The following is an 18674-nucleotide window of genomic DNA, read 5'->3' on the forward strand; positions in this document are numbered from 1 at the left end:
TAAATGGGAGCTTACACTTCTGCTTATGCACCAAATTCAGCCAATCGTGATTCCGGCATATTCCACAATTCATTGCCCTAGGGCCGAGGCTCTCTCGCTTGGCTACGGGGGGCATTGGTCGAAATCAAGCCTTTATAGACTATAGGCCAAAATAGTTTTGTCGTGCTGGTAAGTCAGCCTTAGGATTTCACTATACTTTTTTTTCTAACCACATACCTACTGCTTATGGACACAAGCTTACGTCCTCCTTTCCGGAAGGCTTCTGTGCCTGATGGAGCTTTTCACACCCCCCCACCTCTACCCGGCCGCTTCGGCTGGCTGCTTGTCATGCTGCTGAGCCTGCTGGCCGCGCCCAGTGCCTGGGCCGGCATCGGCGTGCAGCGTGTTCAGAACGGCAACTTCAGCCGTTACCCCATCACCTCGGGCACGGCCTATACCATTGCCCCGGGAACCGACCTGGGCGCCTGGCGCAGCGGGGCCACGTATGTAAATACGGGCACCCGGCCGGGACTGGGGCAGGTAAGTATTCAGCGGGCAGCCATTAACTACACGGCAGCGGGTACCATTGCCACGCAGCAAAGCACTTTCCCGGGCGATGCCGCCAATGGGGTGACGGCTTCCAGCACCTACCTGCTCTACCGCGGTACGGCTTCCACGGCCATCTGGTATCAGACTGCGTCGGTGCGCCCCGGCACCACCTACGTTTTCTCCTTCTACGCCTCCAATGCCAACGCTCCCGGCACCACCACCACGCCGGTGCCGGTACTGCAGTTTCAGCTCAACGGCGTAGCGCAAGGCACCAACGCCACCCTGGCCAATGAGGCCGTAAACGACGTATGGACGCGCTACAGCTACACCTTCACCACTGCAGCCGGGCAAACGTCGGTGGAGCTGCGCCTGGTGGACCTGACTAACGCCGGCAGCGTCACCAGCGACCAGGTGGCCCTGACCAGCCTGTCGCTGCGGGCACCCTTTGCCGATGCCGGCCCCAGCTACAGCTGCGACGGCTCGTTTTACCAGGCCCGCCAGGTAGACACGGCCCCGGCCAACGGCACGCTGGGCAATTCTACCCGCTTGTTTGAGGTAATCCGGAACTCCACTCCCTACACCACCAGCGAGCTGCAGGATTTGGGCGGCACGTTTAACGCCGTGGGCTACAACTCCCTCGACGGCTACATGTATGCCCTCACCTATACCGGCAACGTAAACCCGACGGGTACCAACCCCCAGGTAGACCGCGCCACCGATGCTACCTCGGTGGTGGAGCTGGTTAAAATCGGCACGACCGGCATTGAGTCGCTGGGCACCGTGAGCGGCCTGCCGGTCGACCAGTGGGCGGCCGGGTCGTTCGACCGCAGCGGCAACCTGTATGTGAAGAACCAGACCGGCTCCAGTGTTATCTACCGGATAAATCTGGCATCCATGCCACTCACGGCCACGGCCCTTAACACGGTCAACTCGGGTGGTGGGGCGGCCAGCTTTACCATTTTCGACCTGGCCTTCAACCCCATCGACAACCTGCTGTATGGCACGTCGTTCCCGGGAGCCCTCTTCATTATAAACCCGACCACCGGCTTGGTAACCCAGATTGGGGCTTCCTCGGATAATAACCAGCCGCTGGGCTCGGCCTTCTTCGACATCACCGGCAACTTATTCGCCTACGGCAACGGCCCCAGCGGCAGCATCACGGCCACCAGCGGCCGCTTCTACGTCATCAACAAAACGACCGGAGCAGCCAGCGTCATCAACAACATCAACGGGGCCACCAACTCGGACGGCGCCAGCTGCATCAACCCGCTGCAGCGCATCGACGTGGTGAAGACCGTGACCAGCGTGGTGCCCGTGAGCGCCACGCAATACGACATTACCTACGTGGTGCAGGTGAAAAACACGGGCACCATTTCCGACCCCAACGTGCAGGTGAGCGACCTGCTGCGGGGCAATGCCAACAATACTACCTTTCCCACTTCCACTGGGGTAACGCTGCAGAGCATCTCGGTACAGAACTTCGAAGGCGCTACCCTGGCCGCCAACACCGGCTTCACGGGCGTGAGCGGCGGGGCCAGCCTGCTGACCGGCGACCAGGCCCTGTCGCCCAACCAGCGGGCCACCATCACCTTTACGGTGCGCGTAACGTTCCCCAGTGGTTCGGTGCCCACCACGGCCCAGAACAACACGGCGTACGCCACCAGCACCAGCACCGGCCCCAACGCGGGCTACACCCAGCTGGGCGACGGCACCCTGCTGACGCCCTTCGACCTGGTGGCCAACGACGCCAGCACCAACAGCGGCGTGCTGCCCCCCAACCGCACCACCACCACCGATAACGGTGATACCCCCAGCCCAACGCCCGTGACGTTTGCGCCCGCCATCTTCGGCAACGTATTTGAGGACGTGAACTACGGCGGTGGCGCCAGCCGCGACCTGCCCACCAGCCAGGGCGTGAGCCGCAGCGGCGCCCGCGTGGAGCTCTACAGCAACACCGGCGCCTTTATCTCGGCCACTACCACCGACGCCAGCGGCAACTACAGCTTTACCGGCCTGACCACCGGCGCCACCTACACGGTGCGCGTGGTGAACAGCACCGTTACCTCCTCGCGCCCCGGCTACGTGGCCGGCCTGCTGCCGGTTCAGACCTTCGTGAATGGCGACGTGAACCGGGTAGGAGGGGAGAACCCCCTGCGCAGCGACGCCGGCAGCAACACCACCAGCGCCACCCTGGCCTCGCTGACCACGGCCAGCACCGTGGCTCAGTCCATCAGCACGGTTACCCTGTCGGCCACCTCGGCCTCGCCGGTGGTGAACGTGAACTTCGGCTACAACTTCAACACCGTAGTTAACACCAACAACACGGGCCAGGGCTCCCTGCGCCAGTTCATCCTCAACTCCAACGCCCTGGGCGGCGAGGCTTCCCTGGCCCAGGCCGGCTCCGATGCCAGCGGCCCGCTGCCGGCCGGGGTGGAGACGAGCATCTTCATGATTTCCAACGGCACGGCCGTGCCCGGCCTGCGGGCCGGTCTCACCAACCAGCTCAGCGCGGCTGGGGTGGCCGTGATTACACCCGCTACCGCCCTGCCCGCCATTACGGGGCCGAACACGGCCATTAACGGCTCGACGCAAACGGCCAACGTGGGCAACACCAACAACGTGACCCTGGGCGCCGGCGGCACCGTGGGCACGGCTGGTACTGCCCTGGGCACGGTGAACGGCCCCGAAGTGCAGATTGTGGGCACCTCGGCCATCGGCATAGGCATCGACATTGCCGCCGGCGGCACGGGCACCCAGGTGCTGGGCCTGGCCATCTATGGCTTCGGCACCACCGGCGATAACAACAACAGCGCGGAAATTCGCGTGGCCGCCGGCGGCGTCACCATCAGCCGCAACCTGATTGGCACCACGGCCACCAGCTTCACTGACCCCGGTGCCGGCGTACGCGGTGTTTCCGACGGTATCCGCTTCACGGCTGGTACCACGGCCAGCACGGTAAGCAACAACCTCATCGGCTTCAACTCCGGCAAGGGCATCTCCACTAACAGCGGGGTGACCAACATCACCATCACCAACAACGAGATTCGCTCCAATGCCCTGGCCAACAGCGCCTGGGATGGTATCGATATTCAGGGCAGCGCCACGACGGTCACCAACAACCTGGTGATTAACAACACCGGCGTGGGCGTAGACAGCTACTTGTCGGCTGGCTCCATCACCATTCAGGGCAACACCATCGTTGGCAATGGCCGGGGCTCCAGCACCCTGGCACCCAACGAAACGGCGGGCATCCGCATCTACGGCACCAACAACACCGTGAGCCAGAACGTGGTGAGCGGCAACTACGGTGCCGGCGTGCAGGTGCAGGGCAACACGGCGACTACCCTCATCAGCCAGAACTCCATCTTCAACAACGGCAACGTGACGGCGGCCAACGGCGCGGCGGCAAGCGGCCAGATTGGTATCGACCTGAACACCGGCGCGGAAGGCACGGGCACGGCGCCCTTCGTGACGCTGAACAGCGGCAGCACCGCTGGCCCCAACGGCCTGCTGAACTACCCCGTGCTGACCTCGGCTACGGTGCAAGGCACCAACCTGGTGGTAAGAGGATTCGCCAGGCCGAACACCGCTATCGAGCTCTTTATTGCGCAGCCCAACCCGGCCGGCGTGAATGCTACGGGCGCCAACTTCGGCCAGGGCCAGACTTACCTGGGTACCTTCACCGAAGGCTCTGCCGCCGACATGGACCCGCGCACCGGCCTGAGCTACTCCGGCCCGATTAACGGCTTCAACCAGGGCTCCGACACCAACGCCTACGGGTTTGCTTTCATCATTCCGCTGAGCTCGCTGCCAGGGGGTACCATCAGCCCGGGCACGCTGCTCACCAGCACGGCCACCCTGGCCAATGTGACCTCGGAGTTCTCGGGCAACGTGTCCGTGAACACCGCCCCGGTGCCGAACTCGGTGACCAACGTGGCCATCCCGAACACCAACGGCGCCACGGTGCTCAACCCCAACCTGTCGGCTACCGTGACCGGTACCGGCAACAGCGTGCAGTTCTACAGCATCACGGCCCTGCCCGCCTCGGGCACCCTCACCTACAACGGTACGGTGCTGACGGCGGCCAACATCGGCACGATTCAGATTCTGCCCTCGCTGCTGAACACCCTTACTTACACGCCCGTGGCCGGCTTCACCGGTGGCAGCGTGAGCTTCAGCTACACCGCTACCGATGCCAACGGCATCAGCAGCGTGAGCAACAACACCGGCGGCACCATCACGAGCGGCCCGGCCACCTACACCATTCCGGTGCTGCAGGTGGCCGACGTAGCCACGAGTATCACGCCCACCAGCAACCCCGTGAATGCCGGCGCCGCCCTAAGCTTCGCCGTGACCTATACCAACGCCGGCCCGAATACCGCCGCCGGCTATAGCCAGACCTTGCAGCTGACGGCGGGCCTGGGCGCGGGCAACGTGAGCTTCACGGGCCTGCCCACGGGCGTGACGGCGGCTTACAACAACGCGACGGGTGTGGTAACCTTCACGGGCGTACCCACCACGCTGGCCAGCGGCGCCAACCAGAACCTGACGGTGAGCATCGCCAACGTGCCGGCCAGCCTCACGCAGGTGGTGGCCAGCACCACGGTGACGACCACCTCAAACCAGGGCGCCGACACCGGTCCCAACTCGGCTACCTCGACCGTGACCGTGACCCCGGTGGCCGACGTGGCTACCAGCATCAGCGCTTCGGCCAACCCCGTGGCCGCCGGCAGCCCGCTGACGCTGACCCTGACCTTCACCAACAACGGCCCCAGCACGGCGGCCGGCTACACCCGCACGGTAACGCTGCCGGCGGGCCTGGGCACGGGCGTAACCGTGACCGGCGGTACCTATAACAACGCCACCGGCCAGGTGACCTTCACCTCGCCGCCCACCACGCTGGCCAGCGGCGCCAGCGCCGACGTGACGGTGACCATTCCCAGTGTGCCGGCTTCGTTCGCTACCATTCCGGTGTCGACCAGCACCAGCACCACCACTTCGGAAAATGGCGCTACGGCAAATAACAACGCCAGCCTCAACGTGACGGTGACGCCCATTGCCGACGTGGCCACGAGCATCACGCCCTCCGGCAACCCGGTGAACGCGGGCGCCGCCCTAAGCTTCGCCGTGACTTACACCAACGCCGGCCCGAGCACTGCCGCCGGCTATAGCCAGACCCTGCAGCTGACGGCCGGCCTGGGCGCGGGCAACGTGAGCTTCACGGGCCTGCCCACGGGCGTGACGGCGGCTTACAACAACACAACAGGGGTGGTAACCTTCACGGGCGTACCCACCACGCTGGCCAACGGCGCCAACCAGAACCTGACGGTGAGCATCGCCAACGTGCCGGCCAGCCTGACGCAGGTGGTGGCCAGCACCACGGTAAGCACCAGCACCAGCCAGGGCGCCGATACCGGTCCCAACTCGGCTACCTCGACCGTGACCGTAACCCCGGTGGCCGACGTGGCTACTACCCTGACCGGCCCGGCAAGCATCGCCGCCGGCCAGCCCACGGGTACGTTCACGGCTAGCTTCACCAACAATGGCCCCAGCACTGCCGCCAACGTGGTGCGTACCGTAACGCTGCCCAGCGGCGCTACCCTGACCACGGCCCAGCAGAACGCCATCACGGCCCAGGGCGGCAGCATCAGTACTTCGGGCGGCGTTACCACCCTCAACTTCGGGACGCTGGCCACCCTGGCCAGCGGAGGCAGCAGCAGCTTCAGCTTCACCTACACCGCCCCCGTAACGACGGGCAGCGTGGCCACGGTGAGCAACACCAGCACCACGACTTCGGAAAATGGGGCGACGGCGAACAACACGGCCACGGTGAACAGCACCGTGACGCCCGTAGCCGACGTGACCACCACCCTGAGCGGCCCCACCGCCCTGACCGCCGGCCAGGCCAGCGGCACCTACACGGCTACCTTCAGCAACAACGGCCCCAGCGCGGCGGCCAACGTGGCCCAGACCGTGCAGCTGCCCGCCGGCTCTACCCTGACTACGGCCCAGCTGAATGCCATTACGGCCCAGGGCGGCAGCTACAACAGCGGCACCAACGCCATCAGCTTCGGCACGGCGGCCACCCTGGCCAACGGTGCCACCAACACGTTCACCTTCTCGTTCACGGTACCCAACCAGTCGGGCGCCAGCGTGGCCATTGTGAGCAACGTGAGCACCACCACCAGCCAGGGCCCCGACACGGCGCCGAACTCGGCCACGGTGAACGCCACCATTGCCCCGGTAGCCGACGTGACCACCACCCTGAGCGGCCCCACCCAGCTGAATGCCGGCCAGCCGGCCACTTTCAGCGTGACCTTTGCCAACGAAGGCCCCACCGCGGCCAGCAGCGTGACCCGCGTGGTGACCCTGCCTACCGGCGCGACGCTTACCGCCGCTCAGATTGCCGCTCTGCCGGCCGGTGCTACTTACACTAGCGGCACGAACACCATCAACTTCGGTACCCTGGCAACCCTGGCCAGCGGCGCCAGCACCACGCTCAGCTTCAGCTTCACGGCGCCCACCACCACGGGCGCGGCCACGCTGAGCAGCAACACCACCACCACGAGCAGCGAAGGCCCCAACCTGGCCCCGAATACGGCAACCCTGCCGCTGACGGTGAACGCCACGGCCGACGTGGCCATCAGCCTGACGCCCGGCGCAGCAACGGTGGTATCGGGCCAGCCGGCTTCGTTTACGGTAACCTTCAGCAACAACGGAACGCAGGCGGCGGCCAGCACCACGGCCAGCGTGCAGCTGCCGGCCGGCCTCACTGGCGTGACGGTGAGCAACGGCGGCGTGTACAACAGCAGCACCGGCGTGGTAACCTACCCCACCGGTAGCCTGGCGGCGGGCGCGACGGTAAGCTCCGTCATCAGCTTCACGGCGCCGGCCAGCGGCTCGGTAACGGGCGTGGGCAGCATCAGCACCACCACCACCGAAGCCGGACAGACGGCCAACAACACGGCCAGCGCTACCATCAGCATCACGCCCGGCTTCGACCTGAGCACCACCCTGAGCGGCCCTGCCAGCGCCCAGCCCGGCAACCTGGTAACCCTGAACGTGACCACCAGCAACAACAGCGGCCAGGCGGCCCTGAACGCGGTGCAGACCGTGCAGCTGGCTGCGGGCCTGAGCAACGTATTCGTGAGCAACGGCGGCAGCTACAACAGCTCGACCGGCCGGGTGACCTTCCCGGCCCTGGCCTCGCTGGCCGCCGGCCAGACGGTGGCCAACACCATCAGCTTCGCGGCTCCGGCCACGGCCTTCGCCCCGGTAGCCACCGTGACGCCCAACACTGCGGCCGCTGGCGACAGCAACCCGGCCAACAACACGGCCTTCCTCAACGGGGCGGCTTCGGCCACCAACCTGACCATTCAGGCGGCCTCGGCCAACACGGCTAACATCGGCACCTCCATCACGGCTTCGGCCGCCACGGTGAACGCCGGCGCCACGGTAACCCTGACGGTAGTAGCCAGCAACGCCGGCCCCAACGCCGCCACCGGCGTAGCCGAGACCGTGCAGCTGCTGCCCGGCCTGAGCGGCGTGACGGTGAGCAACGGTGGTACCTACAACAGCACCACCGGGGTAGTAACCTTCCCCACCATCGCCAGCCTGGCCAGCGGTGCCTCGCAGACTTACACCATTGCCTTCACGGCCCCGGCCAATGCCGGCAACAACGGCCAGATTCTGGCCACGGCCTCGATTCACAGCAACACCGGCGACCCGGTGGCCGGCGACAACGTGGACGCGGTAGTTGTAACCGTACGCCCCACGGCTGACCTGGCCGCCACCATCAGCGGGCCGGCCACGGCCGTAGCCGGCCAGGTGCTGACTTACGCCACGACTTTCAGCAACAACGGCCCCTCGGCGGCCAACGGCGTGGTAGCCACCACCCAGCTGCCGGTCGGCCTGAGCGGCGTAACGGTGCGCGACAACACCGGCGCCATCGTAGCCGGGGCTTACAACGCCACCACTGGCCTGGTAAGCTACCCCACCCTGGCTTCGGCCGGTGCAGGCACTAGCCAGAGCTTCACCATCAGCTTCACGGCCCCCGCCTCGGGCAGCCTGGCCGTGGTGAGCAGCGTGCGCAGCAACACCCCCGATGCGAACCCGGCCAACAACACGGCCAGCACCACGACTGCCCTCACGCCCTCGGCTGACCTGAACGTAGTGCTGAGCGGCCCGGCCACTGCCGTTATCGGCAACGCCGTGACCTATGCCGTGACGACGAGCAACAACGGCCCCTCGGCCGCGGCCAGCGTGGCTCCCACGCTGCAGCTGCCCGCCGGCCTCACCATCCTGAGCCTGCCCGCCGGCGCCAGCTACGACAGCAGCACGGGCCTGGTGACCTTCGCCACCGTGGCCAGCCTGCCCAGCGGCGCCAGCCAGACCAGCGCCGTCACGTTTGTGATGCCCAACCCGGCGGCCGGCCAGATTACGGCCACCGCTTCGGCCAGCACCACCACGGCTGACCCCACCCCCGGCAACAACACCCAGGCCCTGCAAACCAGCGTAGCCCCGGCTACCACGGCCCAGGCCAACATCGCCACCACCCTCACGCCCTCGGCGGCCAGCGTGGCCCCCGGCGCCACCCTGACGCTGACGGCTACCTTCAGCAACGCCGGCCCGGCCGCGGCCCAGAACGTAGCCCCGGTGGCCTACCTGCCCGCCGGCCTTACCGGCGTGGTGGTGAGCAACGGCGGCAGCTACAACCCCGCCACGGGCGTGGTAACCTGGCCGGTAATTGCCAGCCAGGCCAGCGGCAGCACCGCCACCTACACCGTGCAGCTCACGGCCCCTGCCAATGGGCCCCTGCTGGCGTCCTCAGCTACGTCGTCGGCTACTTCCGACCCCAGCGGCGGCAACAACGTGGCCAGCACCAGCGTGACCATCGCGCCCAGCTACGACGAGGTGACCGCCCTGAGCGGCCCCGCCACGGCCCCGCCCGGTGCCAGCATCACCTACACGGTGCAGACCATCAACAACGGCCCGTCGAATACCCCCTCGGCTACCCAGACGGTAACCCTGCCCACCGGCGTAGTCGCTGCCAACATCTCGGGTGGCGGCACGCAGACCGGCAACACCATCACCTTCCCGGCCATCACCAACCAGGCCCCGGGCGCTAACGGTACCGTGGTGAACACCTTCACCGTGACCATGCCCGCCTCGGGCAGCCTGAGCCTGACGGCTTCGGTAACGGCCGCCGGCGAAAGCAACACCGGCAACAACACGGCCACCCTCACCACCAGCCCCTACAACCAGGCACCGGTGGCCAACAACGTGGTAAACGCCCTGCAGAGCCCCATCGGCAACACGGCCGTGGCCACTCTCATCTCGCCGCTGAGCGCCACCGATGCCAACGGCACCGTGGTGAGCTACACCATCCAGAGCCTGCCCCCCGCTTCGCAGGGTGTGCTGTTTGTGAACGGGGTGGTGCTGAACACGACCAACTTCCCCGGCCTCGTGCTGTCGCCTGCCCAGGCCGCTCAGCTGCAGTTTGACCCTGCCGCTACCTTCGTGGGCAACGCCACCTTTACCTACACGGCCACCGACAACCAGGGTGCCGTGAGCAACGTGGCCCTGTACACCATTCCCGTGGGCAACGACACCCCGGCCGAGTACACCCTGCTGCCGCCCAGCGGTGGCCAGGGCAACCCCTACCCGAACGGCAGCACCTTGGCCTCGGTAGTAGACGTGAACGGCGCTACCTACAACTCCACGGGTACCCTGACCAACAACGGCATCATCTCGGCCGTGCTCAACGCCGGCACCCTGCCCGCCGGCACGGCCCTGAACCCCATCACGGGGGAAATAACCGTAACCCAGGCCAACCAGCTGGTGCCGGGCACCTACCCGCTGACCATCACTACTACGGACGTCTTTGGCGGCGTGACGGTGCACACCATCACCCTGGTCATCGGGGCCAGCCCCATTGCCGTGGATGACTATGCCAGCACCCTGCCCGGCGTAGCCGTTACCTTCTCGGTAACCGGCAACGACCTGCCCAACGGCGGGCCCAACATCCAGGCCAGCACCCTGGACCTGAACCCGGGCGTGCCTGGCATTCAGACCACGGTAACCACGGCCCAGGGCACCTGGACCACGGCTGGCTCGGCCGCTGGCTCCATCACTTTCACCCCGGCTGCCGGCTTCACGGGCATAGCCACGCTGCCCTACATTGTGCAGAACACCGCCGGCGCCTTCACCAACCAGGCCAACATCGTGGTGACCGTGGCCCCCGCGGCTCCGGCTAACCTGGGCACCAGCATCAGCGCCAGCGCCAACCCGGTGAATGCCGGCGCTACTGAGACGCTGACCATTGTGGCCACCAACAGCTCGGCCACCAGCGCCAGCGGCGTGGTACAAACGGTGAGCATCCCGGCCGGCCTCACGCCCGCCACCCTCACCGTGGGTGGCCAGACGGGCACGCTCAGCGGCAACACCATCACCTTCCCCAGCGGCGCTACCTACAACACGAGCACCGGTCTGGTCACTTTCGCTACCATCACCCTGGCTGCCTCGGCCTCGCAGACCTTCACGGTGGCCTTCACCGTGCCAGCGAGCGGTCCGTTTACGGCTACGGCGGTTATTGGCAACGGCACCGCCGACCCCAACCCGGCCAACAACACGGCCAGCGTGGTGATTAACGTGAATCCGCGCTTTGACCTGAGCACGGCCATCGCCGGCCCCACGTCGGTGGTGAATGGCAACCTGGCCACCTTCACGGTGCTGACCAGCAACAGCGGCCCCTCGACGGCTACCGCTGCCGTGCAGACCGTGCAGCTGCCCACCGGCCTGAGCGGCGTGTTTGCCAGCAACGGCGGCAGCTACAGCAGCTCGACCGGCGTGGTGACCTTCCCCGCCGTGGTGCTGACCAGCGGCCAGACCGTGAACAACACCGTGAGCTTCTCGGCCCCGGCTTCCACGTTCACGGCTTCGGCTACGGTGACGCCCAACACGAACGCCGCCGGCGACACCAACCCGGCCAACAACACGGCTACGGCTCCGGCTACCAGCATCCTGCCCACCACGGGCACTCCGGCTACCAGCACCCTGCCGCTGTCGGGCACCGTGGCCAACACCTACGTGAGCATCAGCGGCCCCACATCGGCCCTGCCCGGTCAGGCTGGCCTGACATACACCATCACCCAGGGCAACGACGGCCCCTCGGCCGCCAGCAACGTGCAGACGCAGGTGAGCCTGCCCGCCGGCCTCAGCGGCGTGACGGTAAGCAACGGCGGCAGCTACAACAGCAGCACCGGCATCGTGACCTTCCCGACCATTGCCTCGCAGGTGAGCGGCACTTCGCAAACCTACACCGTGACCCTGACGGCTCCGACCACGGGCAGCACGGTAATGGCCGCGGCCAGCACCACGGCCGCCACCACCGACCCCATGGCCGGCAACAACGTGGCAACCGTGGTAACCAACCTGAACCAGGTTACCGACGTGACGGCCAGCCTCAGCGGCCCGGCCTCGGTAGTGGCCGGCCAGCCGGTGGCTTACACCGTGACGCTGCGCAACATCAGCAACACGCCGGCCAGCACGGTGGTGGGCACGGTGCAGCTGGTAGCGGGTCTCTCGGCCAGCGACCTACGCCTGGGCGGCCTCACGGGCACGCTCAGCGGCAACCTTATCGCCTTCGCGGGTGGAGCTACCTACAACACCAACACTGGCGTGCTCACCCTGGCTGCCATTGCCACTTTGGACCCCAACGCGGCCCAGAGCTTCGCCATCACCTTCCCGGCTCCGGCAGTGGCTTCGCTCTCGGCTTCGGCCAGCGTGAGAACCACCACGCCGGAAACCAACCTGGCCAACAACGCCAGCGGCACCACCACGACCACGGTAAGCCCGGCAGCCGATGTAGCGGTGCAGGTGAGCGGCCCGGCCACGGCCACGGCCGGCAACCTGGTGACCTACAACGTGACCACGTCCAACAACGGCCCCTCGCCCGCGGCTTCGGTAACGACGACCGTGCAGCTGCCCACCGGCCTGAGCAACGTGACGGTGCGCGACAACACCGGCACCGTCGTGCCGGGCGCCTACAACGCCAGCACCGGCGTGGTGACCTTCCCCACGGCCAGCAACCTGCCGGTAGGGGTAGCCAGCCAGCTCTCGGGCACGGTGTCGTTTGAATCGCCCAACGCGGTGCAGGTACACGTAACCGCCGTGGCGGCCGTATCGAATGCCACCGGCGACTTCGCCCTGGCCAACAACACGGCTACGGTAGTAACCAACCTCAACCCGGCCCAGGGCTCGGTGGTGGACCTGCAGGCTACCCTCACGGCCAACGTCGCCACCCAGGCGGCCGGCCAGCCGGTAACCTTCACCCTGACCACGACCAACCTCAGCCCCATTACGGCCGAGAACGTGACGCAAAACGTGGTGCTGCCGGCCAACCTCACCGTGGCCAGCCTGCAGGTGAACGGCGGCAGCGGCACGCTGAGCGGCAACACCATCACGTTTGCCAACGCCAGCTACAACGTAAGCACGGGCGTGCTGAGCATCAACGCGGCCAGCTCCCTGGCGCAGAACGCCAGCCTGAGCAACACCATCACGCTGCTGGCGCCCAACAGCTCGACGCTGGTGGCCACGGCCACGGTGCGGGCCGACAACCCCGAGGATGTGCTGAGTAACAACGTGGCCGTGGCCGCGGTGGCCATCAGCACCCAGGCCGACGTAGCCACTACGGTAAGCGGCCCGGCTACCACCGTAGCCGGCGCCACGGTAACCTACGCCGCCGTAACCGTGAATAACGGCCCGGCCAACGCCACCGGCGTGGTGTCGACCATGACCCTGCCTGCCGGCGCTACCAACGTGGTGCTGCCCGCCGGCGCTACCCTCACCGGCAGCGTGGTAACCTTCGCCACCCTCAGCACCCTGCTGCCCGGCTCGGCCAACGCGGTAACCAACACGGTAAGCTTCACGGCGCCGGCCCCGGCTTACACCGTGAGCAGCACCGTGACGACGACCAGCACCGACCCGAACGCGGCCAACAACAGCAGCAGCTTCAGCACCACCCTGGCCAACCAGGCCCCGGTAGCGCTGAACGTGGTGAACACCCTGCAGTCGCCGGAAGGCAACACGGCCGTGGCCCTGCCCATCTCGCCGCTGCAAGCCACCGACGCCGACGGCAGCATCGTGAGCTACACCATCCTGAGCCTGCCCCCCGCTTCGCAGGGTGTGCTGTTTGTGAACGGTGTAGCGCTGAACACGACCAACTTCCCCGGCCTGCTGCTGACGCCCGCCCAGGCGGCCCAGCTACAGTTTGACCCCGCCGCTGGCTACGTAGGCACCGTGACCTTCTCCTACACGGCGACCGACAACGGCAACGGGGTGCCGGCCAACGCCCTCACCTCGAACGTGGCCCAGTATGCCCTGGCCGTGGGCCAGGACAATGCGTCGGTGTACACCAACACCCCGCAGCAAGGCGGCGGCACGCCCTACACCAACGGCTATGCTATCAGCAATGCCTTTGATACCAACGGCGGCAGCTACTCCAGCCTCGGGGCGGTAGCGGTTAATGGCCTGGCCAGCGCCGTGCTGGCTCCCGGCTCCAACCCGCTGCCCGCCGGCGTAAGCCTGAACCCGACCACGGGCCAGATTTTCGTGAGCAACGCCAGCGTGCTGCAGAGCGGCACCTACACGGTGACCATTACCACGACCGACGTATTCGGCGGCATCACCACGCAGCCGGTAACGTTCAGCATCGGCCCCAACCCGCTGCCGGTAGAGCTGGCGGTATTCACGGCGCAGGCCGTGAACACCGTAGACGCCAAGCTGCAGTGGACGACGGCCTCCGAGCGCAACAACGACCGGTTTGAAGTCGAGCGCAGCGGCAACGGCCGCGACTTCGTGAAAGTAGCCAGCGTGCAGGGCCAGGGCAACACCAGCCGCCCCAGCGACTACACGCACACCGACGCCGGCATCGGCCGCCAGGTGAGCGGGCTGGTGTACTACCGCCTCAAGCAGGTGGACCTGGACGGCAGCTTCAGCTACTCGCCCGTGCGCACGGTGAGCTTCACCAAGGCCGTGGTGCCGGCCATCAGCCTCTACCCCAACCCGGCCACCAGCGAGACCAAGCTCGACCTGAGCCAGCTGCCGGCCGGCTCGTACCAGGTGCGCGTGCTCGACGCCACGGGCCGCGTGATTCTGGGCCTGCAGCTCGAAGCCGGCCTGCAGCACGGGCTGGACCTAACCAAGGTAGCCAGCGGCACCTACACCCTGCTGGTGCGCGGCAGCAACGCGGGCCAGACCGTGAACCTGACCAAGCGTCTGATTAAGGAGTAGGAGTTGCCAACCTTCCCGGTGCCCTCTAACCGGCCCTTCCTGTAGTAGCGGGAAGGGCCGGTTTTTTTTTAGATGCTTACCAATAACAGATGGAATAATTATAATCAAGATGATTTAATAGGAAGTTTCGACGATTGAAGCTGGCCTTTAGGGCAAGGCATAGTATTTTTGCAGAATGGTATTTTAAAAAGAATCTTCTGACAACCAAGTTAGATAGTTTCGATTTTGCCTTTTTTAACTGCAACTATGAATACAAGTACAATCTTTCGCGGAACAGCTATTGCCTTTCTGCTTTTGTTAAGCAGCGCCACTGTCTGGGCTGCTGCTGGCATGGATACCTCCATCAGCCCGAGTGCCAACCCTGTCTTTGCCGGGACTACCCTCACCCTGACCGTAGTAGTTACCAACAACACCGGCGCGGGCAATGCCACGGCCACCTCCGTAACGCGCACCGTCACGGGCCTGCCTACGGGCCTGAGCGGCGTCACCTTCGGCGGCAGTGGGGCTGCCGGTGCTACCTATAACGCCGGCGCCGGCTCGGTTACTTTCACCGGCGGGCCCTATTCGCTGGCGGCCAGTAACGTCGGCAGCACCCTGGATTTTACCATTTCCTTTGTTGCGCCCAGCAGCCAGACCTCGTTCACGGCAACTTCTGCCGTAGGCTCCGCTAACCGGGGCTCGGCTACCAGCAGCGTAACCGTAACCATCACCCCGGTTGCCGATGTAACCACTACCCTGAGTGGCCCCACCTTCGTGTACTACGGCCAGCAGACGACCAACTTCACCGTTACTTACACCAACAACGGCCCCAATGTGGCCCCCAGCGTTACCCGCACCGTGACCATTCCGGCCGGGGCCACCAACATTGTGGCTTTTGGCGGCACCATCAGCGGTAATACCATTACCTACCCCACCCTTACCAACGTGGCCAGCGGCGCCACCTCGTCGTTTACTTTCCGCTTTAATGCGCCGCCGGTAGGTGCCGTCAGCAACATCACCATCACCACGGTGAGCAACACCACCGTAACCGGCATCAGCGAAGGCAACAACACGGGTGCCAACTCGGCTTCCGTCGACACCGAGGTGTGGGCCAGCGCCCCTTTCCTGACCACTACCGTCACGCCCTCGGCCAATCCGCCGCTGGCAGGCTCGCTGCTGACGCTGAGCGTAAGCCTGACCAACACGGGCATCGGCACCACCCAGGCCACTACCGTTACCCGCACCCTCACCGGCCTGCCCACGGGCCTCACGGGTGTGGTCTTTGGTGGTCCCGGGGCGGCCACGGCAACCTACGACCCGGCCACGGGCACGGTAAGCTTCACGGGCGGGCCCTATATCCTGCTGGCGGGCAGCAACGCGCTGGACTATACCGTCTCCTTTATTGTGCCTACCCCTGCGCCGGCCTTCACGGTGGTATCTACCTCCACGGGCGCCAACGTGACCAACAGCAATACCACCGCCACCAGTACCACACCCATTGCCGGCGTTGTTATCTCCGATGTAACCACCACGCTGGCGGGCCCGGCTTCCACTGCCCGCAGCCAGTCGGCAGCTTTCACGGTTAGGTTTACCAACAACGGGCCCAGCACGGCTGGCAGCGTGACGCGCACGGTTACCCTGCCTGCCGGCGCTACATCCATCAGCGTGCCGGGTGCTACACTGGTTAGCGGCACCACGTATGCCTATCCCACGCTTACCAGCCAGGCCAGTGGCACCACTCAGGCGTTTAGCTTCAGCTTTGTGGCCCCGGCCACCGGCAGCAGCATGAGCACCACCAGCAATACGACTGTAACCGGTACCGGCGAAGGCAACAACACGGCCCCCAACTCGGCCACCGTGCTTACTACGCTCGTCGCACCGTTGCAGCCGCTGCCCGTCGAGCTGCTGGCCTTCACGGTGCAGGCCCAGGGCCCGGCCGATGCGGTGCTTTCCTGGCGTACGGCCTCGGAGGTGGCAAACGACCACTGGAACGTGGAGCGTAGCCACGACGGCCGCAGCTTTGAGGCCATTGGCCGCCTGCAGGGGCAAGGCTCCAAGTCGGCTCCCACCAACTACCACTTCGTAGATGCCGGCATTGGCACCAAAGCCAAAGGCCTGGTATACTACCGCCTCCAGCAGGTAGACAGGGATGGCAGCGCTTCCTATAGCCCGGTGCAGTCCCTGCGCCTCGGCAAGCTCACGGCCACCGTTAGCCTTTATCCCAGCCCCGCCGCCAGCAGCGCCCAGCTCGACCTCACGCAGCTGCCTGCCGGTAGCTACCAGGTAAGCCTGACGGACCTGACCGGCCGCTGTGTGCTGGCCCGCACCCTCAATGCGGGGGCGCTGCACGCGCTCAACGTGCAGCCGCTCGCGCCCGGCACCTACGTGCTGCTGGTGCGCGGCCAGCAAGGCAGCGTCAACCTGAGCCAGCGCTTGATTAAAGAGTAAGGGACAATGGCCTTTGCTTAAACCGAAAAAGCCTTTCCCTTGGGAAAGGCTTTTTCGTGCCTGGCTACTAGCCGCTGTGTTGTTGCAGCGGTTTCGGCCGTCTCTTGCGCGTCATGCCTCAGGGCGTGGATGGCCCGACAAGCCCAACGTTCAAAGGGCTTCCTGGAGCGGTGCTGTCGTCAGTGCACGCCGCTCAGTAGCGCGGACTTTTAGTCCGCGAGGCAGGTTCATGCGCTGGCGTAGCAAAAGCGCGTTCTGCTAAACGCGGTGAAGCAAAGCGTTTCATTGCTGCGTTACTCACGGCCAAGCGCTTCATCTGCCCCATAAGGGGCCGGTGGCCTGCATCCGGTTAAGCTCGGCTGCAACCCTCAACCGCCGCAGGGGGTTAAAGAGCGCTGCTAACCTTGCTTTGCTTATGCCTGCTACCGCTGCTACTGTTGCCGCTTCCGTGCGCCCCGCGCTGGAGTCTTTCACCTACGATGTGCTGATAATCGGGGCCGGCAGTGCCGGCCTGGCGGCCGCCCTCACCCTGGGCCGCTGCCTGCGCAAGGTGCTGCTGGCCGACGGCGGCCCGCCCCGCAACGAAGCCTCGCCCGGCGTGCATGGCTTCCTCACCCGCGACGGCATCCGGCCCGCCGAGCTGCTGCGCATCGGGCACGAGCAGCTGCAGCCCTACGAAACCGTGGAGGTGCAGTGCCTGCAGATTGACAAGCTGCGCCGCCGGGGCCGGGGCTTCGAAGCCACTGGCTGCCGCACCGACACCGACGAGGACGTGACTTTAACTGCCCGCCGGGTGCTGCTGGCTACCGGCGTAGCCGACGTGCTGCCGCCCCTGCCCGGCTTCCGCGAGCTGTGGGGGCGGGGCGTGCTGCACTGCCCCTACTGCCACGGCTGGGAGGTGCGCAACCAGCCCCTGGCCGTGTACGGGCAGGGCCGCACCGTAACGGGCCTGGCTTTGCTGGTAAGCCGCTGGAGCCAGGATGTAGTAGTGGTAACCGACGGGCCCGGCCACCTCACGCCCAACGCCCGCCGCCGCCTGCGCCGCCACAAAATCGGTCTGCGCGAAGAAAAAATCAGCCACCTGGTGGGCACGCCCGGCCTCGACCTGCAGCGCATTGAGTTCGAGGAAGGCGAGCCGCTGGCGCGGGCGGCCCTGTTTCTGCACGCGCCCCAGTACCAGCGCAGCTCCCTGGCCGCCGAGGTAGGCGCCCGCATCACCCGCAGCGGCGCCGTGTGGGTCAACAAGGGCCTGGTGACGTCGATTCCTAACCTCTACGCGGCCGGCGACACCACGCCCGGCGCCCAGCAGGCCCTGCTGGCCGCCGCCGAGGGCAACAAGGCCGCCATTATCATCAATGAGAGCCTGACCCGGGAGGAGTGCCCGAAATAGGTTTTGGAGTGATGGGGTGATGAAGTGAGGAGGAAGA

Annotated in this window: 3 protein-coding genes; all 3 read left to right on the forward strand. The window is 66.0% G+C overall.

Features of this window, described 5'->3' with window-relative positions; genetic code table 11:
* Positions 1 to 225 precede the first annotated feature (225 nt).
* Complete coding sequence (locus ABD919_RS01695; RefSeq protein WP_345233216.1) at positions 226 to 14820, forward strand: right-handed parallel beta-helix repeat-containing protein; 14595 nt, start codon at positions 226 to 228, stop codon at positions 14818 to 14820.
* A gap of 330 nt (positions 14821 to 15150) precedes the next feature.
* Positions 15151 to 17247: a T9SS type A sorting domain-containing protein gene (locus ABD919_RS01700; protein WP_345233218.1), complete on the forward strand. Its 2097-nt coding sequence runs from the start codon at positions 15151 to 15153 to the stop codon at positions 17245 to 17247.
* A gap of 415 nt (positions 17248 to 17662) precedes the next feature.
* Positions 17663 to 18637 carry an NAD(P)/FAD-dependent oxidoreductase gene (locus tag ABD919_RS01705; RefSeq protein ID WP_345233219.1) on the forward strand — a complete coding sequence of 325 codons (975 nt, stop codon included), beginning with the start codon at positions 17663 to 17665 and terminating at the stop codon, positions 18635 to 18637.
* Positions 18638 to 18674: the final 37 nt, after the last annotated feature.

It is taken from the genome of Hymenobacter saemangeumensis (assembly GCF_039541835.1).
Classification (GTDB): Bacteria; Bacteroidota; Bacteroidia; order Cytophagales; family Hymenobacteraceae; genus Hymenobacter; species Hymenobacter saemangeumensis.

What these genes read in the sequence shown, in the direction of transcription:
- ABD919_RS01695 (WP_345233216.1), top strand. Translation starts at nt 226, where the DNA reads ATGGACACAAGCTTACGTCCTCCTTTCCGGAAGGCTTCTGTGCCTGAT.
- ABD919_RS01700 (WP_345233218.1), top strand. Translation starts at nt 15,151, where the DNA reads ATGGATACCTCCATCAGCCCGAGTGCCAACCCTGTCTTTGCCGGGACT.
- ABD919_RS01705 (WP_345233219.1), top strand. Translation starts at nt 17,663, where the DNA reads ATGCCTGCTACCGCTGCTACTGTTGCCGCTTCCGTGCGCCCCGCGCTG.